17 protein-coding genes are annotated in these 21188 nt (G+C 53.3%); 12 read left to right on the top strand and 5 right to left on the bottom strand.

Annotated features, from left to right (window positions below; all coding sequences use genetic code 11):
• The first annotated feature begins 38 nt into the window (after positions 1-38).
• The 4 genes from EKL29_RS20750 (at position 39) to EKL29_RS20735 (ending at position 5102) form a co-directional block, all read left to right on the top strand.
• Positions 39-869 carry an SDR family oxidoreductase gene (locus EKL29_RS20750; RefSeq protein WP_126690578.1) on the top strand — a complete coding sequence of 277 codons (831 nt, stop codon included), beginning with the start codon at positions 39-41 and terminating at the stop codon, positions 867-869.
• Between the two features lie 513 nt (positions 870-1382).
• Entirely contained in the window at positions 1383-1964 is a 582-nt protein-coding gene (locus tag EKL29_RS20745; RefSeq protein ID WP_126690577.1) for a DUF4142 domain-containing protein, read from the top strand.
• A gap of 588 nt (positions 1965-2552) precedes the next feature.
• Positions 2553-3788: a zinc metallochaperone GTPase ZigA gene (zigA, locus tag EKL29_RS20740; protein WP_126690576.1), complete on the top strand. Its 1236-nt coding sequence runs from the start codon at positions 2553-2555 to the stop codon at positions 3786-3788.
• Between the two features lie 132 nt (positions 3789-3920).
• Positions 3921-5102, top strand: a complete 1182-nt coding sequence (locus EKL29_RS20735) for an FAD-binding oxidoreductase (RefSeq protein WP_126690575.1) — start codon at positions 3921-3923, stop codon at positions 5100-5102.
• Positions 5103-5105: 3 nt separating this feature from the next.
• Here the strand turns inward: EKL29_RS20735 and EKL29_RS20730 are convergent, their stop codons facing one another.
• Positions 5106-6476 (bottom strand): aldehyde dehydrogenase family protein, encoded by a 1371-nt coding sequence (locus tag EKL29_RS20730; RefSeq protein ID WP_120458309.1) that lies wholly within the window; start codon positions 6474-6476, stop codon positions 5106-5108.
• A 415-nt stretch (positions 6477-6891) separates the two neighbouring features.
• Here EKL29_RS20730 and EKL29_RS20725 point away from each other — a divergent pair, with 415 nt between their 5' ends.
• The 3 genes from EKL29_RS20725 (at position 6892) to EKL29_RS20715 (ending at position 11430) form a co-directional block, all read left to right on the top strand.
• On the top strand, positions 6892-7824 hold the full coding sequence (locus EKL29_RS20725; protein WP_120458310.1) for a RepB family plasmid replication initiator protein: 933 nt from the start codon (positions 6892-6894) through the stop codon (positions 7822-7824).
• Between the two features lie 1424 nt (positions 7825-9248).
• Complete coding sequence (locus EKL29_RS20720) at positions 9249-10448, top strand: AAA family ATPase (RefSeq protein ID WP_120458311.1); 1200 nt, start codon at positions 9249-9251, stop codon at positions 10446-10448.
• Between the two features lie 7 nt (positions 10449-10455).
• Positions 10456-11430 (top strand): ParB family protein, encoded by a 975-nt coding sequence (locus tag EKL29_RS20715; protein ID WP_120458312.1) that lies wholly within the window; start codon positions 10456-10458, stop codon positions 11428-11430.
• 349 nt (positions 11431-11779) lie between these two features.
• Here the strand turns inward: EKL29_RS20715 and EKL29_RS20710 are convergent, their stop codons facing one another.
• On the bottom strand, positions 11780-12724 hold the full coding sequence (locus tag EKL29_RS20710) for a sulfonate ABC transporter substrate-binding protein (protein WP_126690574.1): 945 nt from the start codon (positions 12722-12724) through the stop codon (positions 11780-11782).
• Between the two features lie 281 nt (positions 12725-13005).
• Between EKL29_RS20710 and EKL29_RS20705 the strand changes: the two genes are divergently transcribed.
• The 3 genes from EKL29_RS20705 to EKL29_RS20695 all read left to right on the top strand — a co-directional run bounded on the left by EKL29_RS20705 (position 13006) and on the right by EKL29_RS20695 (position 16221).
• Positions 13006-15054 (top strand): FUSC family protein, encoded by a 2049-nt coding sequence (locus tag EKL29_RS20705; protein ID WP_126690573.1) that lies wholly within the window; start codon positions 13006-13008, stop codon positions 15052-15054.
• A gap of 139 nt (positions 15055-15193) precedes the next feature.
• Positions 15194-15898 (top strand): aspartate/glutamate racemase family protein, encoded by a 705-nt coding sequence (locus EKL29_RS20700; RefSeq protein WP_120458314.1) that lies wholly within the window; start codon positions 15194-15196, stop codon positions 15896-15898.
• 101 nt (positions 15899-15999) lie between these two features.
• Positions 16000-16221 carry a YdgH/BhsA/McbA-like domain containing protein gene (locus tag EKL29_RS20695; protein WP_126690584.1) on the top strand — a complete coding sequence of 74 codons (222 nt, stop codon included), beginning with the start codon at positions 16000-16002 and terminating at the stop codon, positions 16219-16221.
• An 83-nt stretch (positions 16222-16304) separates the two neighbouring features.
• Here EKL29_RS20695 and EKL29_RS20690 read toward each other — a convergent pair whose 3' ends face one another.
• Positions 16305-17030, bottom strand: coding sequence for an SDR family oxidoreductase (locus EKL29_RS20690; RefSeq protein WP_126690572.1), 726 nt, complete (start codon positions 17028-17030; stop codon positions 16305-16307).
• A 99-nt stretch (positions 17031-17129) separates the two neighbouring features.
• On the opposite strand from EKL29_RS20690, the gene EKL29_RS20685 reads away from it, so the two are divergent.
• A complete protein-coding gene (locus EKL29_RS20685) occupies positions 17130-18014 on the top strand; it encodes a LysR family transcriptional regulator (RefSeq protein ID WP_126690571.1) in 885 nt (294 codons plus the stop codon).
• 3 nt (positions 18015-18017) lie between these two features.
• Here the strand turns inward: EKL29_RS20685 and EKL29_RS20680 are convergent, their stop codons facing one another.
• The gene (locus EKL29_RS20680; RefSeq protein ID WP_126690570.1) at positions 18018-18767 is read right to left on the bottom strand and encodes a DNA-binding transcriptional regulator YciT; all 750 of its coding nucleotides are present in this window, start codon (positions 18765-18767) and stop codon (positions 18018-18020) included.
• Between the two features lie 75 nt (positions 18768-18842).
• A complete protein-coding gene (locus EKL29_RS20675; protein WP_126690569.1) occupies positions 18843-20105 on the bottom strand; it encodes a DUF1479 domain-containing protein in 1263 nt (420 codons plus the stop codon).
• 244 nt (positions 20106-20349) lie between these two features.
• Between EKL29_RS20675 and EKL29_RS20670 the strand changes: the two genes are divergently transcribed.
• Positions 20350-21171, top strand: a complete 822-nt coding sequence (locus EKL29_RS20670; RefSeq protein WP_126690568.1) for a Cof-type HAD-IIB family hydrolase — start codon at positions 20350-20352, stop codon at positions 21169-21171.
• Positions 21172-21188 lie beyond the last annotated feature (17 nt).

Below are 21188 nucleotides of genomic sequence, written 5' to 3'. Positions count from 1 at the left end.
TAAGATGGAGCCCGGTTTACTAAACGGAGATGAGAGTAATGAAAACCTGGCTAATTACCGGCGCATCCAGCGGCCTGGGCCGTCTGATGTGTGAAAGTCTGCTGGCCCGTGGCGATCGCGTGCTGGCAAGCGTCCGACGTGAAGCTGCATTAGATGATATGCGCACGCAATATGGCGACAAGTTGCAGGTGATGGTGCTTGATCTCAGCAAGACAGCAACGATAAAGCCAGTAGTTGAGGCTGCATTCGCTCAGGCGGGACGCATTGATATTGTAGTGAGTAACGCGGCTTATGGGCTATTTGGCGCCGTGGAAGAGCTGAGCGATACGCAAATTGAACGGCAGATCGCTACAAATCTCACAGGCTCAATTCAGCTGATTCGTTCAGTGATTCCGTTTATGCGGCAGCAGGGCGGCGGTCGTATTGTGCAGGTTTCCTCGGAAGGCGGTCAGATTGCTTATCCCGATTTCAGTTTGTATCACGCCACTAAATGGGGCATAGAAGGCTTTGTCGAAGCGGTTCGGCAGGAAGTTGCAGAGTTTGGCATCGACTTTTTGTTAGTAGAGCCGGGTCCGACGGCGACGCAGTTTGGTGCGGGGCTGGATATCGCTGATGCGTTACCGGTTTACAGCGATACGGCGGCAGGGAAAATGCGGTCGACGCTGATGAGTGGTGAATTTGCGATTAAAGGCGATGCGAAAAAATGCGTGGCGGCAATGATCGCTGCTGCTGATGCTGACAGCCCGGCGTTGCGCTTACCGCTGGGAAGTACCGCGTATAACAATATTGAAACGGCGTTAAAAATGCGACTGGATGCCCTGCGGGCAATGAAAACCGTGGCATATAGTGCGGATCGCCCGGAGATGTAGACTGAATCACTCCATGAGGAAAGCGACAAAACAGGCTTGCTGCGTTGCCTTACTTTTAATGACTTCAGTCCGCTTTTGGCTCAAAGCGGACTGAAGTCAGGTCCCTGTCCGCTATGAGGAAAAGCGGACCTTATGCATCTTTATCACTACCTGATTGATCCCCTCTGCCAGATTGAAGAGGCGAACTGATGAAGACCGGTCAGCTTATTGTTCGCTGCGTTTTTTCAGAATCAGCAACAGCAGCCCGATCAATACAGCCGCACCGCGATTGTACAGCATCTCTTCCACAAAAGCAGAATGCCTCCAGTCCAACCGTCTTCTTGCACGCTACGCTGTGCAGTTTCCGCTTTTTGCTTCGGTCATCTCCTGCCCTCCTCCGTTGAGAATGGTTACTTAACCTGCTGGATCAAATCGTTGCCACTATACTGACCATTGTAGTTGTAATTTACATACAAGGTTGAGCACGGTTAATTGCCTGATAACAGCCTTACCCATGACCCGCAGGAGAACAAAATGCAAAAGAGTAAAACCTTGAAAGGACTGCTAGCCGTAACAGCAGTCGCAGCGATGTTCAGCACTGTCGGCGTGCAAGCCCAGACGCCAGCGAGCGCCACGCAGACCAGCGCCGCAGGCCAGACCAAATCGAGCACCAGCCTCAGCTCCGGCGACGAAAAAGCGTTAAAGGATATGGCGCAGGCCGATATCAATGAAGTCGCCGCCGCCAAAATCGCGCTGAGCAAGGCCCAGAGCAGCGAAGTCAAAGCATACGCTCAGCAGATGGTCGACGACCACGGCGGTGCTTTGACCAAAGTACAGACGGTCGCCCAGCAAAAGGGCGTAACCCTGCCGACAGAGCCGGACGCCAAACACAAGACTATGGCCGCCAAACTGGAAAAGCAGAGCGGCACCGCATTTGACAAGATGTATATGAAAAACGCCGGCACCATGGACCACAAAATGGTGCTGTCGAAGCTGCAAAGTGACGCTAAAAAGATCAAGGATCCGGACGTGAAAGCCGTGGCTGACGCGCATATGCCGGTCGTTGAGCAGCATCTTAAGTCCGCGCAGCAGATGCCGATGGCAGCAGGTAAATAAACAGGTAATTCGGTAGGCACACGGTTTTCTGACTCAGGTTCCCCTTTGTGCAAAACGTTGTAGCACGGGGGATCTTTGCTTTATGTGTGCCGATCGATACGCGCTCATCTGCAGTTGCAAGCTAATACGCACTTTACCTGTTGATGACTGAAATTGACTCCGTGCAGCCGTTCGACAGGCTGCATGGCGCAAATATGGCGAAGGACCGCTTTTGGCGCCAGCGCCAGCACAAGCAGATCTCATTGATGAGCTTACTCTCCGAAGCCATGCCTCTCCTGGCTCTCACCTCGCTAAATCCACTCTTTGCCCTGAAGAAACGCAGCAGATCCCTCTGACTTCAGTAAACACAATTTAGGGCACCGGAACGTAAAGCCCATAACTTACGCAATTTAGTGACGACTGCTCGCGTGCGCGTGCAATATGCATCCAACATCCCGTCGCACCCGCTGTTATTACTACAGAGCCGCCTACCCGTAACCTCAGCCTAAAATCAGTGGTGTCTGTTATCCAACAGAAAAGAGGCATTGCGAGCAAAGACCCTTTATTGGTATGTTATAACATACCAATAATGCTTTATCAGAGGTTACAATGTCTACTCCCTTCCCCCTCTCTTCGCAGGCCGATCGGCGTCTGCCGGTTTGTGTACTCTCAGGTTTTCTGGGTGCCGGAAAAACGACGCTGCTTAACCATATCCTGAATAATCGCGAAGGGCGTCGCATTGCGGTTATCGTGAATGATATGTCAGAAGTGAATATCGACGCCGCGCTGGTTCGCAATGGCGGCGCATCGCTGTCACGTACCGATGAAAAACTGGTTGAAATGAGCAACGGCTGCATCTGCTGTACGCTGCGCGAAGATCTGCTGCTGGAAGTGAAAAAACTGGCGGAGGCGGGCCGCTTCGATCATCTGGTGATTGAATCGACGGGCATCGCTGAACCGCTGCCCGTCGCGGAAACCTTTACCTTTGAAGATGAAGATGGCGCATCGCTTTCGAGCATCGCGCGTCTCGATACCATGGTGACCGTGGTTGATGGATTTAACTTTCTGCGTGATTACCACTCAGTTGACTCGCTGAACCAGCGTGGCGAATCGCTGGGCGAGCAGGATGCCCGCTCGGTAGTGGATTTGCTGGTTGATCAAATTGAGTTTTGCGACGTGCTGGTGGTGAATAAAATTGATCTGATCAGTGAAGAAGATCGTCAAACGCTCTTTGCCATGCTGCGTTCACTTAATCCACGCGCGCGCATCGTAACCGCCTGTTTCGGCCAGGTACCGCTGGATCAGGTGCTGAATACCGGCCTGTTCGATTTCGACCAGGCCGCGCAGTCACCGGGCTGGCTGAAAGAGCTACGCGGCGAACACAGTCCAGAGACGGAAGAGTATGGCATCCGCAGTTTCGTTTATCGCGCCCGCCGCCCTTTTCATCCGCAACGTTTCTGGGAAGTCGTCAACCAACAGCTGACGGGCGTGGTGCGCTCGAAAGGTTACTTCTGGCTGGCAACGCGCCCGGATTACGCAGCAATGTGGTCACAGGCTGGCGCTGTGGCGCGCCACGGCTATGCAGGCCGCTGGTGGGCAAGCGTTCCTCGCGAGCACTGGCCGGAAGATGCCGACTCTCTTGAGTTTATCGCTAGCCAGTGGGAGGAAGGTATCGGCGACGCGCGACAGGAGCTGGTGTTTATCGGTATCGATATGGATGAACAGCAGGTGCGCTCGGCGCTGGATGATGCGCTGCTGACGGCGCAGGAGATGGCGCGCGGACCCGACTGGTGGCTCACCTTACCCGATCCGCTCCCCGCATGGTTTGATGAAGTCGCCGGGTAACGACCTGAAGCGCTGCGTGAAGCAGCGCTTTTTTTTGCTCCGCCAGACGCACAAGGTCAGAACGAAAAGTAATTGGTCGGCCTCCTGCTCTGTTTGCTATAACGCGGTATCAACTCACTGGAGGCTACCTTAATGACGCAGCGTATTGCCGTTATCGGCGCAGGTGTACTGGGCTTGTCTGTGGCGCGAATGCTGGCTCTGCAGGGCGCACAGGTCACGCTGTTCGACAAAGGCGCGCCTGGCGCAGGCACCAGCCAGATCAGCTTTGCATGGGTTAACGCCAACGGCAAAAGCCCGGAGAGTTATCACCGTCTCAATGCGGCCGGTATTGAGGCGCATAAACGCCTGCAACAGATATCCCGCGCGCCCGCGCCCTGGCTGCTGGAAACCGGCACCTGGGAGTGGGCGGCGGAGCCCGCCATACAGGCAGAGCTAGAAAAGAGACTGACTAAACTCACGGTGCTGGGTTATCCCTGGCGAACGGTGACGCGTGAAGCGCTGCTGGCGCATTTTCCTGAGCTGCGGCTTGACTCTCGTATTCAGCAAGGCTGTTTTTTTCCTTCAGAATGCCTGCTCTATCCCAGTCTGCTTATCGGCTGGCTGCTTGCCCAGGTACGCCATCTCGGCGGCACCCTTATCAGTCAGACAGAAGTGGTGACGCTTTCAGAGCACCCTGACGGCGCAGCGCTTGAACTGTCGAATGGCGAGCAGTGGACGGGCGATCGCGTGATTTTAGCCGCTGGTCGCTGGTCAGCGGAGCTGTTAAGACAGCTGGGCCTGGATCTGGCGATGACAGATGCTAATCGGCCAGACAGAGTGGCCTGCAGTTTCCTCGCCTATACCGATCCTTTACCGATCCAGATCAACAGCAATATCATTTCACCTGAGCTTAACGTCAGGCCAGACGGTGGAGGCAGACTGATCCTGCAGGCGCTGGATCTGGATGACTATGCGGATCCGGCCCGTCCGGCGAGTACCGACGGATTGATTGGGCAGGAGTTTTTGCGTCGTCTGCGCCGGATGTTTATCCAGACCGAAGACGCGCGTATTGCGAAGATCGAGGTAGGACAGCGTTCGCGTCCTGCGGATGGACTGCCTGCTGTCGGCTATGCGACTCACCACCAGCGGGTTTATCTGATGGCTTCCCACAGCGGCATGACGCTGGCGCCCCTGTTAGGCGAGCTGGTAGCGAACGAGATAATAACGGGCGAGCGCTCTGAAATGCTGGCCGATTTCGCGCCTCAGCGCCTTATGAGGCCGTTTATCGGTAAAAGCGAGGGTCTGGCCCCCGCTTACCTTCCCGCCGCACAGTGAGCCTTAGCGGCGGTTTTTCCAGACGGTCTGAATGTTGCAGAACTCATGTACGCCGAAGTGGGACAATTCACGACCGTAGCCGCTCTTTTTGACCCCGCCAATGGTGACGCGAGGATCCGATGCACCGTTGCCGTTGATAAACACGGCGCCGGTCTCGATCTGATCGGCCAGTCGATCTGCTGTGGCGCTGTTTCCTGTCCAGACCGTCGCGCTCAGACCAAATTCACTGTCGTTGGCGATAGCCAGCGCATGCTCGGCGTCACGGGCGATAGCGATCGCCGCTACCGGACCAAACAGCTCTTCACGAAACGCTGTCATTTCTGTCGTGACATCTGACAGGATAGTCGGCGCGTAGTAGTTGCCCTCTCCTGCGATCTTCTCGCCGCCCAGTACCAGACGCGCCCCTTCACGCAGGGATCGTTCGACCTGATTATGCAGCTCATCGCGTAGATCGAAGCGCGCCATAGGACCGAGATAATTTTTCTCATCCAGCGGATCGCCCATGGTTAACGCCTGTACTGCAGCGCTGAAGCGTGCTTCGAATTCTTCTGCAATGGCGGCTTCAACAATAAAGCGTTTTGCGGCCATACAGACCTGTCCGGTGTTCTGGAAGCGGCCCGTGACGGCTGATTTTACCGCTTCATCAAGATCGGCATCGGCAAGTACGATAAAAGGATCCGCGCCGCCCAGTTCCAGAACGGTTTTTTTCAGGGCTGCGCCAGCCTGTGCAGCAATAGCGGAGCCAGCGCGTACGCTGCCGGTAACGGCGACAGCGGCAATGCGAGGATCTTTAATAGCAGCCGAGACGCCGTCATTGTCGATATTGATGGATGCGAAGGCGCCTTTCGGCAGATCCGTTGCGCTGAACAGCTCCGCCATCAACGTTGCGCAGCCCATCACGTTCGGGGCGTGCTTCAGCACATAGGTGTTCCCGGCGAGCAGCATGCCCACAGCGCCGCGTAGCACTTGCCAGAACGGGAAATTCCACGGCATGACGGCCAGGATGGTGCCGACAGGCTTAAAGCGTTGCCAGGCATCTGGTACCTGCGTTGGCTGATCTTCCAGCATCGCGGGGCCATGTTCTGCATACCAGTCACTGAGGTTCGCACATTTGAGGATCTCAGCACGCGCCTGAGCGACAGGCTTGCCCATTTCAAGAGTAATCATGCGCGACAGTTCAGGCTCGCGCTGACGCAGCTGCTCTGCCAGCTGACGCAGTACCTTAACGCGGGACGCCATATCTGTATTGCGCCACTGCTTAAAGGCAGCGGTACTGGCAGCAAGCGTGCTGTCCAGTTCAGCCAGAGACTGCATAGGGTAACGTGCCAGGATTTCACCGTTGGCAGGGTTTTTTGAAACAGCGTAATCGGTCATGGTGCCTCTCAGGATGCGTTTTGACTATGGGACTTACACTACGCTTCTGGGATAGTGATGAAAAATGAATAATAGTGAGCAAGTTGTTTTCATATTCTGAACAGAAGCAGTGAGGCTATTATCGAGGCTGACGATCGTATACCCTGGCATCGATCAGTTATCCACATATACAGAGAGAAGATCCTAATAAACGATCATAAAGAGATCTAAAAGAGATCCTAAGAGATCCCCGATCGTCGCAGGCCGCACCCCACAAGGGCTGAGAAGGTGATCCCGTTCACTATAATCAGTAAAGAGTTCACTGTAATCAGTACTTTATTCACTACACACTGTAGAATGTTCACTGTAAACAGTGATAGTGTTCACTGTAATCAGAAAACGATCCCTTTCATCCACAGAATGAAGATCTCATGCTATGGCAGATAAAGAGAGTGAAAACAAAGCGTTACTTGAACCTTTTCTGTCGGTGACTAAAAACAGCGGTGAAGTTATTCAGCTTCATCCCAATAAGAATAATACTGTTCAGCCCGTCGCTTTGATGCGTCTGGGACTGTTTGTCCCGACACTGAAATCAACGGCGCGCGGTAAATCAGGCGCAATGGCCTCTACTGATGCGACAAAAGAGCTGAAGAACCTGTCATTAGTGAAAGCCGAAGGCTACGAAAAGATTACCATCACTGGCGCCAGGCTGGATATGGATAACGATTTCAAGACCTGGGCAGGCATCATTCAGTCCTTCTCACGTTATCCCACGAAAGGCGATACCGTAACCCTGCCCTTTATCGATTTCGTCAAGATGTGCGGCATTCCTTCTGCCAACTCGTCAGCGGCGTTGCGTAAAAGGCTGGATGCTTCCCTGCGTCGCATTGCTACCAACACGCTATCCTTCGAAGGAAATGGCAAGGCTTACCATACGCACCTTGTGCAGTCAGCCTACTATGACCGGGAAAAAGATGTGGTTCGCATTCAGGCCGATCCCAAGCTGTTTGAACTCTATAATTTCGACCATAAAGTTCTGCTGCAGCTCAGGGCTATATCGCGGCTCAAGCGCAAAGAATCTGCGCAGGCGCTCTATACCTTTCTTGAAAGCCTGCCAACTAATCCGGCCCCTATTTCGCTGGCGCGCCTGCGTATGCGCCTGAATCTTGGCTCGAAAACCACGACGCAGAACCACGTAGTGCGCCGCGCAATGGAACAACTAAAAGAGATCGGCTATCTCGACTATTCCGAGGTAAAACGCGGTCGCTCAGTCTTTTTTATCATCCACAGCCGCACGCCAAAACTGGATGGAATCAGCACGCTAGAGAGTATCGACTCTCTCGACGAGATCGATTTTGATGAGTCATGAGCAACGTTCACTGTAATCAGTGGGCGGTATGTGGCACTGTCACTTTTTAGCCAAAACGTGACAGTGACCTTTTCCTGGTGTTGTTCACTGTAATCAGCTGCAGCTCCCGTTCACTGTAATGAGCAACATTCACTGTAATCAGTGAAGCGTCAGTTCGGTATGCCTCCCTTCATCTTATCTTTCCCAATTAATTTTTACTAAATACAGCCACTTAAAAGATAGTTAGCGCTTGCTTACTTTTATGGCCTCTTTCTTGCTATCTCGTTCATACGTTCTACACTGATTACAGTGAATATGATGCGCCGCAGCTCTACGCTGCATTTTTGCTGATTACAGTGAACCTGTTGAGACTGACCTTTTACGGCCCTGACGCTGGTGACAGATAAAGGCCTGGCTTAATTTTTTGAATTAAAAGGGATTATTCAGGATTTGTTTGAGGGAGAATATCATCTTACTGATTACAGTGAATGGTTGCATCGGCAAAGCGCTAAAAAGTGACAGGGTTCGCTACAGTCACTGATTACAGTGAACGTTACAGGGTTTTCAGCCTTAATTTGCTGTTCCTTCGACCAGTTTACTGACTGCAGTGAATACTGACGGCGTTCTGTTAAAGTTTTATGGCTCTTTGATGATCGTTATCTACCCCTACTGATTACAGTGAATGCTTGAGCCATCGCTAATGTGCTTGTTCCTTACCCTACTTTTACTGTCTACAGTGAACCTTTGGCTTGTCTTCCCTGTTCTCGCACCTTCCACGTCGAACGCCTTGTGGGGGCGCTGCCGTCTTCCTTACCCGCATATCGAAGGTGATGCTGCATTACAGAATACAGTGAATGTTGTGCATCTCTTCGTTCGTGAAGCCTTTGCCTCTGCTGATTACAGTGAATGTTTGCTGGGTACGAACGCCTGCGTAGCGTTGCTGCCGGTTTTAGACTGAGTCAGCTCACTGATTACAGTGAACGTAAGCTGGCTGTGCTGATTACAGTGAATCTTTTGCTGAATACAGTGAACGTTTCTCTCTGACAGGCGACTCTGCTACTGATTACAGTGAATGTTATAGCTCACAGCTTGCCGACGGCCTTTCTCTACTGATTACAGTGAATGCTTTGAAAGACGCTGCCGATTACAGTGAATGTTTAGCCAGGATCCAGAGAAAGATGTTATGTCGGGACCCATCGGCACGTTGTTGAGAGCGTCTTCATTACTGATTACAGTGAACGAATTGCTGATTACAGTGAATCTGTTCCCCCTGCCCTCTCCTGATGCTTCCATTTGCCATTACTGATTACAGTGAATATTTGCATCATCTCTTTATCATGCAGTCCATTTTTGGCTGATCATTGATTTCGTTATGTAAGATATTTTCTTGCCCGATATGCAGGATTTATGTATAAAGTCACAAATCCTACATGTGTGGAGCAAGTATGGCTAACGACGAAAAGCAGGTGCTGAAGGTCGCACAACGGTCTGAAAGAATGCTGCTGAGCCTGACAGAACAGATTCAGGCGCAAAAAGAAGAGCTGCATGAAAATACGTTTTACCAGGTTTATGCCAAGGCTGCGCTGGCGAAGCTGCCAAAGCTGACGCGCGCCAGCGTTGATTATGCTGTTAATGAGATGGAAGAAAGCGGCTATCAGTTCGACAAACGTGCCGCAGGCAGTTCAACCAAATACGCGATGTCGATAGAAAATATCATCGATATCTATCACCATCGCGGTGTTCCTAAATACCGTGACCGCCATCCGGAAGCCTATACGATTTTTGTCGGCAACCTGAAAGGCGGCGTTTCTAAAACGGTTTCAACCGTCTCTCTCGCCCACGCGTTACGGGCGCACCCTCATCTGCTTTTTGAAGATCTGCGCATTCTGGTTATTGACCTGGATCCCCAGTCTTCGGCGACCATGTTCCTTAATCATGAGCGTTCAGTGGGGATTGTCGAAGCCACAGCCGCGCAGGCGATGCTGCAAAACGTGAGCCGCGAAGAGTTGTTAAAAGAGTTTATCGTGCCGTCGATTATTCCTGGCGTCGATGTGTTGCCGGCTTCAATTGACGATGCGTTTATCGCTTCTCGCTGGGATGAGCTTTGTGCCGAACATCTGGCTGGCCAGAATGTGCATGCGGTGCTGTACGAGAATGTCATTGCCAAACTGAAAAAAGATTATGACTTCATCTTTATCGACAGCGGCCCTCATCTGGATGCTTTTTTGAAAAACGCTATTGCGGCATCCGATCTGCTCATGACGCCCGTTCCGCCGGCGCAGGTTGACTTCCATTCCACCCTTAAATATCTGACGCGTCTTCCTGAGCTGATCGACATTATCGAGCAATCCGGCGCTCCCTGTCGTCTGCAGGGCAATATCGGCTTTATGTCCAAGCTGTCTAATAAAGCAGACCACAAGCTCTGTCACAGCCTGGCGAAAGAGATATTCGGCGGCGATATGCTGGACGCCGCTCTGCCGCGTCTTGATGGTTTTGAACGCTGCGGCGAATCCTTTGACACCGTTATCTCGGCAAATCCTTCAACCTACGTCGGCAGCAGCGAAGCGTTAAAGAATGCGCGTTCCGCTGCAGAAGATTTTGCGAAAGCGGTCTTTGACCGTATTGAATTTATTCGCCTGAACTGAGGTCGCTATGAGTGCAAAAAGAATTACTATCGGCAGAACCTTTAGCCAGACGCCTGTCCAGACTGACGTGTCATCAGACGCGCCAACGCAAACCTTTGTTCTCTCTACCGGCAAGCGTGCCGTATTTCGCCTGGAGCGTATAGAAGCCCGCGACATCGAAGATAAAACCTTTGTGGTGCTGGAAACCAACGGACGCGACCAGGCTGGCCTGACGCCGGATTCGTTACGCGACATTATTCGCACCATCAAACTCCAGCAGTTTTTTCCTGCTATCGGCATAAAGCGTGGCGAACGTATCGAAATCCTGGACGGTTCACGACGTCGCGCTGCCGCGCTCTACTGTAAGACCGGACTGGATATTCTGGTTTCTGAAACGGCAATTACGACTGAAGAAGCACGCAAGCTGGCGCAGGATATTCAGACTGCACGCGAACACAACCTGCGTGAAGTCGGTCTTCGTCTGCTGTCGCTGAAAAATGGCGGCCTGTCACAAAAAGAGATCGCAGAAAGTCAGGGCCTGTCACAGGCGAAAGTGACGCGAGCTTTGCAGGCGGCCAGCGTGCCGGCAGAGCTGATTTCACTTTTCCCCAACCATTCTGAACTGACCTATCCCGATTATAAGGCGCTGCTGATGGCCGCTGATAAACTCACTGAGACAGGTCAGCAGATTGAGCGTTTAATCGAAACCGTTTCCATGGATGTAGATAGCATCTGTGCGCGTGACGGGCTGGCGGCAGATGAGGTTAAAAACCATATCCTTCGCCTGGTGCGCAACGGCAGTCAGACGCTCATCGCGTCGCCTGCAAAAGAGAAACCTGTTTCAGAGAATCTCTGGACCTTTGCGGATAAAGACCGTTTTGCCCGTAAAAAAATCCGGGGCCGTATGTTCAGCTACGAATTTAACCGTCAGTCTAAAGAGCTGCAGGAAGAGCTCGACAGGGTGATCGCTGATACCTTACGTAAATATCTTGGCGACCAGTAAGCCGGTAATCCGGGTATTACTCTACCCGGATTTTTTATCCTCCCCTTTCCCTCCTCGCTTCTTCGCCATCCGCTTTTCAACGCTAACTCCCTGTTTTACAGATTTTTCTGCAAGAATTTCAGGCTGAAATCGCCAGCTATTTCCCTTTTGAAAAGATGCTCTATTTTAAAGAACCTGACCTGATGTTTTATCCCGCATTGGCCAGTTATGGAGTCATCCTGTATGGCTCTCCAGCGTGATTTCATGTTTAACCCATTGAATTTAAAAATAAATGTATAAAAATTTCAGGGTGAAATCGCCAGGAGTGCTGCTTTAAAAGGAAGGATTGCCCTTATTACAGGGCAAGAAGTTACTTTTTGTCGGCGGACCATGTCGCGGAGCGTACTTCAACTTTAACCGGTAAGAGCTTCGCTTGCGTAAAAGCATCCGCAAGTTTTTGCTGCTCTGAAAAAACGCTGTCTGTCATGCGCTCCGCTCCATATGGCAGACGCGTCAGCGTGGTTCGCCAGATGGCCTTGTCCAGGCCAGTAGACTGCGCCAGTATCGCCGCTGCTTCATCCTGATGGTGGTTCGCCCAGTCGCTCAGCGTACTAAGTTCATCCAGCACTTTTTTTGCTGTTTCAGGTTCACTATCGGCAAACTTGCGGCTGGCAAGATAAAAGGTGTAATGCGGCAAGAGGCCTTCTGCGTTACGTACCTGACGAGCGCCGGTGCTGGCTTCTACCTCAGCCAGATAGGGATCCCAGATAACCCAGGCATCTACCGCGCCTTTTTGAAAAGCGGCGCGTGCATCGGCGGGAGGTAAGTAAACAGGCGTTATATCTTTATAAGTCAGCCCCGCTTCTTTGAGTGCGGCAATCAGCAGATAGTTAACGTCTGAACCTTTGTTCAAAGCTACGCGTTTGCCCTTCAAATCCTCAATGTTATGAATACCGGAAGCGGAAGGCACTACAATGGCTTCGGTTTTCAGGTTAGCGGGTGAATGCCCCAGATAAACCAGATCGGCTTTTGCCGCCTGAGCAAAGGCTGGCGGCGCATCGCCTGTTGCGGCCAAATCGATACTGCCAACATTGAGTCCTTCCAGCATCTGCGGCCCGGCAGGGAACTCAACCCAGCGAAGGCTAATACCCTCTTTTTTGAAAGCTGCTTCCAGCGTGCCGCGATATTTGAGCAGCGCAAAGATGTTTGCTTTCTGATAACCGATAGTTACCTGTTCAGGTGCTGCATGGCTGACGGCGGCCAGCGAACCAAGCGCGAACAACAGTATGCCTGACGTTAATTTGCTTATTTTCATTTCTTTGTCTCCCGATTTTTAGCCAACCTTAGCAAAAAGCCTATATAACCAATAAATAACGAATTACATTTGCTTATTCTTAAGGGGCATAGCGGTAGATCAGGCAGAAAAGGCAGGAATAAGAGAGAAGAAGTAAGGGGATAATGCGTCCCCGTAAAGCGAGAAGAGCGAGCTTAATATTAGTTAGCACGTTAATAATTTGTAGTAATAATCAAAGAGCATTCCTCATGGCCTTCTGTCAGGATACGGCCAAAAATGCCTGTCTGAGGTCCATTCACTGTATGAAGTGGTTTTCAAAAAGCGCGCTCCTGTTTTCTGGCAAAACTTGTCTGGCCGCGTTTTTAGCGCTCTATATCGCATTAGAACTCAATCTTGATAAGCCAGCCTGGTCGCTGACCACGGTCTATGTCGCATCGCAGCTCTACTCCGCTGCGACTATCTCCAAATCCATCTTTCGTTTCCTGGGGACGCTGCTGGGCGGACTTTTTGTCTTGCTCATCTATCCGGCCACGGTACAGGATCCGATGCTCTTTAGTCTCTGCATCTCGCTGTGGGTTGCGCTTTGCCTTTATCTGTCACTGCACGATCGGACGCCCAAAAGCTACATATTCATGCTGGCGGGATACAGCGCGGCGATTATGGGGTTCCCTGACGTGACGGCACCTGCTGATATCACCTATACGGTCATATCGCGTATTGAAGAGATTAGCGTTGCTATTCTCTGTAGCAGCCTGGTGCATCGGCTGATTATGCCGGTCTCGATGAGCAGTATGCTGGAGCAAAGCGTGAGTATCTGGTATCAGAACGCCAGGAAACTTTGCGCCGAGCTGATTACAGTGATGCCCCGAGAAAAATCGCTGGAGCGTGAAGATATCCTGATCCAGATGGCGAATTATCCGCTGAACGTTGAAACGATGATTACCCACTGCGTCTATGAAGGTGAAGCGGCGCGGCGCCTGATCCGGCTTGTCAGCGTTCAGTATCAGCATCTCTCCTATCTTATCCCTACGCTTACGGCTATCGAAGCCCGGCTCAGCTTGCTGGCGGAACAGCACATTCGCTTTCCTGAATATGTCGCGCAAGCGTTCCAGCATTTCTTGCACTGGCTGAACAGCACAGACCATAGCGGTGAGACGCTGGCGATTAACGCGTCATTAATTGCTGCGCAGCAGCAATTGAAAGCGGACTGGGAAAAAGGTGAGCTACCTGTTGAAGAGAGCATTCTGCTCACCGGTCTGCTGGAGCGGCTGCTGAATTTTGTCCGCATCTCGGAGGCTTACCAGACGGTAGGCGAGCGCGTTAGCGATCTTACCCCCAGCGCTAAACCTGGCAAAATGACGCGCAGCCATAAACACGTCGATAAAGGCATGCTGCTGCTCTCCTGTCTGACGGCCTTTCTTGCCACCTTTCTGACCTGCCTTTTCTGGATTGGCAGCGGCTGGGTAGACGGGGCAACCGCTCCGATGATGGCGGCCGTTCTCTGCTCCTTCTTCGCCGCGATGGACAGTCCGCTTGCGCCAATGAAGATTTTTCTCAAGGGGGTAGTGGTAGCGATTGGTGCCAGCATGCTTTACACCACGTTACTGATACCGGAAGCGACCTCTTTCGAAGCGCTGGTACTCTGTCTGGCGCCTGGGCTAATGGCACTTGGACTGGTGATTGCTAACCCTTCAACCAACCTGATTGGCTTAATCGTGGCGACGCAGATCCCAGGCCTGATTGGCATGAGCCACCATTTTAAGCCTAACCTGCTGCTTATAGTGAATGCTTCACTCTCGACGCTCGCCGGGATCACCGCTGCTGTTATTGTGACAGCAGTGATCCGCAATAAACGTCCCGCCTGGACGGCCAAACGTGCGCTGCGCAAAGGGTTAAAGGAGTTGCTGCAGTTCATCACCGCCGTCGAGCTCAGCAGTGCCTCGCTGCTGATGCGCCAGCAGTTTGTGGCGCGGACGCTGGATAAGGTCAATATTATCCTGCCGCGTAAGCGTATCGATAATGATGCCGAGCTTGCGGCAGGCGGCAATTTGATTACCGAAGCCTGGCTGGGCGCTAACTGCTATGACTTTTATGTGCGCCATCAACAGCTACTGGCAGAACAGGGCATCAGCAGCGACAGGTTTTTTGGTGAGCTGCGCCTGTTCCTTAAAAACCGCATCAGACTGTTACAGGCTCAGCCGCATAATGCGCTGCTTGAGGAGTTAAACAGCCTGCTGGTGGCGCTGGAAGCGCTGGCGCAGCGCGACAGTAGCTTTTTCGCGCCCCTGCTGTATCTGTTCAACGTGCGGCTCTCGCTGTTTCCACAGGCCCGCTGGCCGCAGCAGGCGTAACGTAACAAGCACCTTAGCTCATTTAAAACAGTCACTCCGGTGGCTGTTTTTTTTGCGTATAAAGCCTTTGGACTGGCATAAAAAGGTCTGAGCTGCTCTGATAACAGGCATTCTATGAACAGCGATAAAGGAAGCAATCATGAAGACGATAGGCTTAATAGGGGGTATGTCCTGGGAATCGACCGCTCTCTACTACCGGATTTTGAATGAAGAAGTGAAAAGCGCACTTGGCGGTCTGCATTCGGCGCGCGTCGTACTTTATAGCGTGGATTTCGATGAAATAGAAAAGCTGCAAAGCACGGGGCGCTGGGATGAAGCGGGTCTCCAACTGGCACAGGCTGCGCAGGCTCTGGCGCGCGCAGGCGCAGAGTTGCTGGTGCTGGCAACCAACACCATGCATAAAGTCGCGCCGCAAATTCAGCAGGCAGTCGCTATTCCTTTACTGCATATTGCCGACGCGACGGCGGAGCGCATCCGAGAGCATGGCTTACAAAAGGTCGGTCTGATTGCTACTCGCTTTACCATGGAGGAGACGTTTTATCATGGCCGCCTGACAGATGAATACGGTCTGGAGGTCATAACACCCGACAGCGACGATCGCGCCTTTATCCATCAGGTGATTTATCAGGAGCTCTGCCTGGGTATCATCAATCCTGACTCCCGGGCGCGTTTTCGCGAAATAATGGCTGGCCTCACTGCGCAGGGCGCTGAAGGTATCATCCTTGGCTGCACAGAAATAACCATGCTGGTCACAGCAGACGATGCCAGCGTGCCGCTGTTTGACACCACGCAAATCCATGCGCAAAGTGCTGTGCAACAGGCGCTCAGGGAAAATGAAATGTGATCAAAATCGCACTTTTTGTTAGGATGATAATAGTAACTAACGTTATTATAACTTTCATCGAAGGCATGTTGCCTCGCATTAACAAAAGAAGGATTTTGACCATGAAAAATGTAAAAACTCTCGCTCTTGCTACCGTCGCTGCACTCTCTATGATTTCATTCGGCAGCTTCGCCGCAGAAAGCATCTCTGCACACGGCAGCACGCTGGATAGCGCAGAAGCTCATATCGCAGCGAAAGCGCAGGCTGAAGGCGCATCAGGCTATAAAATTACCAGTGCGCGCGCCGAAGACGGCGTTTATATGACCGCAGAACTCTATAAATAATGGATGGTCGTACAGGGACGTGCCAGAAAAGGCTGCCGCAAGGCAGCCTTTTTTGTTATCTCCGTTTAGCGGTGGCGTCAGGGTCAATAGGGTGAGCGGGTAGGGCGCACCACAATCTCGTTGACATCGACATCATCAGGCTGCTCAATGGCGAAGCGCACTGCGCGGCCGATAGCGGCCGGCTGTAAAGCGATAGCGCGGTAATCGTTCATCAGCGCTGCGGCGGCAGGATCGGTAATCGTTGCGGCCAGCTCGCTTTCCACCACGCCTGGATGGATGCAGGTCACGCGCAGTTGGGTATTCTCCTGCCGCAAACCGTCTGAGATCGCCCGTACGGCAAACTTAGTGGCGCAGTAAACCGCTGCGGTAGGGGAGACGCTCAGCGCGCCAATAGAGGCGATATTAATGATGTGGCCCGCTTCACGCGCCAGCATCGGCGGCAGCACGGCGGCGATGCCATACAAAACGCCTTTAATGTTGACGTCAATCATCTGATCCCATTCATCCACCTTTAGTGACGCCAGCGGCGACAGCGGCATTACGCCTGCGTTATTGATCATCACATCGATCCGCCCCCATTTTTGCAGCGCGACACCGGCAAATTGCTGCACAGAGACGCGCGAAGTCACATCAAGCGCGGCAACCGCCACTTCAGCGCCTTGCTGCTCAAGTTCAGCCGCCAGCGCCTGTAAACGATCGACGCGGCGCGCGCCCAGCAGCAAAATCGCGCCGCTCGTCGCCAGCTCGCGTGCGATACCCGCGCCAATACCGCTGGATGCGCCGGTGATTAAAATCACTTTCTTACTCATGGTTTCGCTCCTGTCGTTAAGTCTCTGGCGATCTTATGCCTGCTGCTTTATAAAGAGAATCCACCCATTCCTTACCTGGCTGGTAACAGAGGCTAACCAATGATGCTGGATAAAAACGCGCTGGAGGTTTTCGTCACGCTGGCGCAAACGCGTAACTTCCGCGTGGCGGCAGAAAAGCTGGGCGTGACCCGACCGGCAATTAGCCAGTCCTTAAAACGCCTGGAAGATCGGCTACAGATTTCGCTGATTCACCGCACCACGCGCAGCCTTAGCCTCACCGAAGCGGGCGAAAGACTCTATGCCGAGGCGGCGCCCGCCATATCGCAGCTTAATCAGGCGGTGGTGGATATCAGCGCGCTGGCGGGCGAGCCACGCGGGCTGCTGCGTCTGGCGGTCTCTTCTATTGCCGAACGTTTTATTAACGGCGAGCTGCTGGCGGCGTTTCTCATCCGCTATCCGCATATTGAGCTGGATATTTCGGTTACCGATGAAGAGTTCGATATCGTGGCGCAGGGCTATGATGCTGGCGTCAGGCTGGGAGAAATTATCGCCCAGGATATGATTGCGGTGCCGGTCTCGCTGCGTCAGCGACAGATAGCCGTAGCCTCGCCCGCTTATCTGGCCCGTTATGGTACGCCGCGCCATCCTCACGAACTGTTGCAGCACTGCTGTATCGGCTGGCGACGCGAGCCGGGCGTCGCGCCTTATCGCTGGGAGTTTGCGGAAGAGGGCAGAGAATTTGATGTCGCGGTCAATGCGCGGCTGAATACCAATGATATGGGCATTATGATCCGTACTGCCTGCGCGGGCGGCGGCATCGCCTTCGGTCTGGAAGAGACATACCGGCCCTATATCGCGCGCGGCGAACTGATACCGCTGCTGACAGAGTATCTGCCGGAGTTCGCCGGATTCTATCTCTATTTCCCCAGCCGGAAAAATCTGGCGCCCAAGCTACGGGCGCTGATCGATCATATGAAGATTTGAGTCTCAGGGCAGGGCAACACGCGTCACCGCGACGCCCTGTTCCTCTAACTGCGTCAGCGTTTCCGCGCTCAGCCCGCTATCGGTAATGACCCGCGTCACCTGATACCCCGACGACAGGGGGTAGGGATGGATCTGGCCGAATTTCGACGAGTCGGTTAGTGCCCAGGTCGGCACGCGCTTCGCCATCACCGCGTCCACCACATCGCAGCGCAGCATGTTGCGGCCGGTAAAGCCGGTTTCCGCCTGCCAGCCGTCAACGCCGATAAAGGCCTTATGGAAATGGATTTGCTGAATGCAGTAGCGCGTCAGCGGACCAACCATCGACTGACTGCTTTTCTGCAATAGCCCGCCCGGCACAATGACCTCACACGCTGCGTCTTTCAGCAGGTGAGCGATAAAATGGCTGACGGTAATTACCGTAAGGTCGGCGCGATCGGCCAGCAGGCGCGCCAGCAGCGCGTTACTGCTGCCGCCCTCGATAAAAACCGCCTCGCCGCTTTCAATCAGACCTGCGGCATGGCTGGCGAGCGCCTGTTTGAGCTCATAATGCGTATGCATACGCATGCCGACGTTATCGCTGTCCAGCGCCATTGCGGAACCGTGGACGCGACGCAGAAAATAGTCGCGCTCCAGCAGGTTTAGATCCTGACGAATAGTGACCTCAGAGACGCCGGTCAGCTGGGCCAGTTCGCTGACCGTCACGCTGCCGCGCGTATTAACGAGCTGAATAATCTGTTGATGACGAGCGTTCATGCGTGCCGTTTATCGGAAAAGTGTGGCGCCAGTGTAGCAGAGAGGCGCCGCGCAGGGGACGCTGCGCGGCAATGTTCAGGCTAAACCGAGTGCGCGGCGGCCGTTATCATTCAGATCGGCAAGGGTAAAGCGATCGCGCCAGCCTGTTTCGTAATCCTCCGGCGGAAAATCGGCAGGCGACCGACCCAGCGACAGCGCCTCAGCCACCTGCTGCGCGCAGGCGCGATTTTTCGCGCACACTGGCGCGGCAGGAATGTACATGACATTTCCCCAGCCCTGCTGATTGTCCACCGGCGCGACGGAGTGGATCACATCGCAGTGCCACCACACCGAGTCGCCTGCCTCCAGCGGCGGGATGGAGCAGAGACCGTCGATAAGGTGGGGATGCCACTTCTCGCTGACGGGCAGGACTTTACCTGGCGCAACGCCGCACAGTTCATCGTCCGGCACGTCGTCGAGCAACGGACGCAGCAGAATATAGGCCATCGCTTCCGGTACCGGCACCACATGCAGCAGACCCTGTCCGGCAAGCATATCTGACAGCGCTGTCCATCCCTGAAATGTGCGAAACGCAGAACATTTGGTGGTATCCGGCACGTTATACTCGTTCACTTCAGTGCGCCACGCCGCATCCCAGGGATCGTAAGCATCTATATCGCCGTAAAAAATGGCGGCAAATACCTGTTGATAAGCGGGCAGCAGCCAGCGCTCCAGCGCGCCGGAATCAGTATGCGCGCCCAGTCCTTTAGAGGTCGTGCCCGGCGGACGACGGCGGATACGGTCGGGATAGATAATGCTGACGTCAGGATCGAACCACTGCTTGCCGTGTGAGGAGAAACGCCACAGGCGGTTGAGAAAAGACTGAACCTGTGCGGTGGCGTCGCTTTGACGCGCCTGCATTTGCGCCTGTGACCAGTAAATCGGGTAAATCTCCGGGCGCGACGCCTCCAGGCTACCAAAGAAATTATCGCCCGGACCGCGATACTGCGCGTCGAAATCATTTAGATCGAGATAATCCAGCAGCGATCTGTCCCACGCCAGCGCCTGCTCGCGCGGAAACTGCTGCTTAACCACTACGCAGCCGCGTCGCTTTATCCGCGCCAGGGTTTCACTTGAAACCTGCCCTTTTGCGATTGCGTCCTGCGTGACAACGGGCCAGGCGGTGCCGTAATGCTGTTCCTCTGCTTTTGCTTCCGCAATCGCGCTGGCGATACGTTGGCTAATCCGGGCGAAAAGCCCTTCGACATCGCCAATTTGCTGACGGATCTGTTGTTTAAAGGTGCGAATGGCTGCGCTGATATCCTCGGGCAGCGGCGTAGCCTGTGTATGTAGGGTCATTCTGGCCTCCGCGGGCGGGTAAGTGTTTTTCATTTGTAAATATAATGTGCTTCGTTCGTAAGTTTAGGCGCAGCTGTTGCCTGTAAGCAACTCCCTGGTGCGTGATCGCGAACACACTCTGTCAGGAAAGCTCCGAAAGCCCTGAACATTCTTATTATTCGAATTTTCATTAATCCACACTGCGGGTAAGCTTTAGCTATTAAGTGGGCATCACTGAAACAACAGCCTCAGCAAGGAGATGACAATGGCGGTAAAGATGATCGCGGTGGATATGGATGGCACCTTTCTCGACGATAACAAGGAGTACAATGCTCAGCGATTTTTGCGGCAGTACACGCTGTTAAAAGAGAGAGGCATTCGTTTCGTGGTCGCCAGCGGCAATCAGTATTACCAGCTGCAGCGTTATTTTCCTGAAATCAAGGATGAAATCGCTTTTGTAGCGGAAAACGGCGCCTGGGTTTCGGACAGCAATGAAGAGATTTTCTGCGGTGAACTGGCGCAGTCGCGCGTGCATCAGGTGCTGGATATTCTTGCTAAAGAACCCGATATCAGCACAGTCGTTTGCGGACGTAATGGCGCGTATATCCACTCTTCCGCCCCCGATGAGGTTGTCAGCCTGCTCTCTAACCACTATGCCCGGCTGGAAAAACGCGACGATCTCTACAGTATCGACGACACCATCTTTAAGTTCTCTCTGAATCTGGCGCATGAAGGCGTCGATGCGCTGCTGGAACGACTGCATAATCAGCTGGGTGAAATCGAGAACATCATGCATCCGGTCTCGAGCGGCTATGGCTTTATCGATCTGATTATCCCTGGCTGTCATAAAGCGCACGGCATCGCGTTGCTTCAGGAAAAATGGGGCATCAGCGATTGCGAAGTCGTCGCTATTGGCGACAGCGCCAATGACCTTGAAATGCTGCGCCAGGCCTGCTTCAGCTTTGCCATGGCGAATGCCGTAGAGCCGGTACGCGCCGTAGCGCGCTATAAAACGGAGAGCAACAACGACGACGGCGCGTTAAACGTTATCGCCCGCGTACTGGCGCGAGAATTCCCGTTCGGCTAAACCGCTGCTTGCCCCGG

This window comes from Pantoea sp. YU22, assembly GCF_003970755.1.
GTDB lineage: Bacteria > Pseudomonadota > Gammaproteobacteria > Enterobacterales > Enterobacteriaceae > Pantoea > Pantoea piersonii.
The sequence above is the reverse complement of the archived record's forward strand: the minus strand, read 5'-3'. Positions and strand labels throughout refer to the sequence as shown.

Bases quoted from the DNA above. Each gene is read 5' to 3' on its own strand.
- EKL29_RS20730 (WP_120458309.1), bottom strand. From the start codon at position 6,476: ATGACCGATTACGCTGTTTCAAAAAACCCTGCCAACGGTGAAATCCTG.
- EKL29_RS20720 (WP_120458311.1), top strand. From the start codon at position 9,249: ATGGCTAACGACGAAAAGCAGGTGCTGAAGGTCGCACAACGGTCTGAA.
- EKL29_RS20690 (WP_126690572.1), bottom strand. From the start codon at position 17,030: ATGAGTAAGAAAGTGATTTTAATCACCGGCGCATCCAGCGGTATTGGC.
- EKL29_RS20725 (WP_120458310.1), top strand. From the start codon at position 6,892: ATGGCAGATAAAGAGAGTGAAAACAAAGCGTTACTTGAACCTTTTCTG.
- zigA (WP_126690576.1), top strand. From the start codon at position 2,553: ATGTCTACTCCCTTCCCCCTCTCTTCGCAGGCCGATCGGCGTCTGCCG.
- EKL29_RS20670 (WP_126690568.1), top strand. From the start codon at position 20,350: ATGGCGGTAAAGATGATCGCGGTGGATATGGATGGCACCTTTCTCGAC.
- EKL29_RS20710 (WP_126690574.1), bottom strand. From the start codon at position 12,724: ATGAAAATAAGCAAATTAACGTCAGGCATACTGTTGTTCGCGCTTGGT.
- EKL29_RS20750 (WP_126690578.1), top strand. From the start codon at position 39: ATGAAAACCTGGCTAATTACCGGCGCATCCAGCGGCCTGGGCCGTCTG.
- EKL29_RS20685 (WP_126690571.1), top strand. From the start codon at position 17,130: ATGATGCTGGATAAAAACGCGCTGGAGGTTTTCGTCACGCTGGCGCAA.
- EKL29_RS20715 (WP_120458312.1), top strand. From the start codon at position 10,456: ATGAGTGCAAAAAGAATTACTATCGGCAGAACCTTTAGCCAGACGCCT.
- EKL29_RS20705 (WP_126690573.1), top strand. From the start codon at position 13,006: ATGAAGTGGTTTTCAAAAAGCGCGCTCCTGTTTTCTGGCAAAACTTGT.
- EKL29_RS20680 (WP_126690570.1), bottom strand. From the start codon at position 18,767: ATGAACGCTCGTCATCAACAGATTATTCAGCTCGTTAATACGCGCGGC.
- EKL29_RS20735 (WP_126690575.1), top strand. From the start codon at position 3,921: ATGACGCAGCGTATTGCCGTTATCGGCGCAGGTGTACTGGGCTTGTCT.
- EKL29_RS20745 (WP_126690577.1), top strand. From the start codon at position 1,383: ATGCAAAAGAGTAAAACCTTGAAAGGACTGCTAGCCGTAACAGCAGTC.
- EKL29_RS20675 (WP_126690569.1), bottom strand. From the start codon at position 20,105: ATGACCCTACATACACAGGCTACGCCGCTGCCCGAGGATATCAGCGCA.
- EKL29_RS20700 (WP_120458314.1), top strand. From the start codon at position 15,194: ATGAAGACGATAGGCTTAATAGGGGGTATGTCCTGGGAATCGACCGCT.
- EKL29_RS20695 (WP_126690584.1), top strand. From the start codon at position 16,000: ATGAAAAATGTAAAAACTCTCGCTCTTGCTACCGTCGCTGCACTCTCT.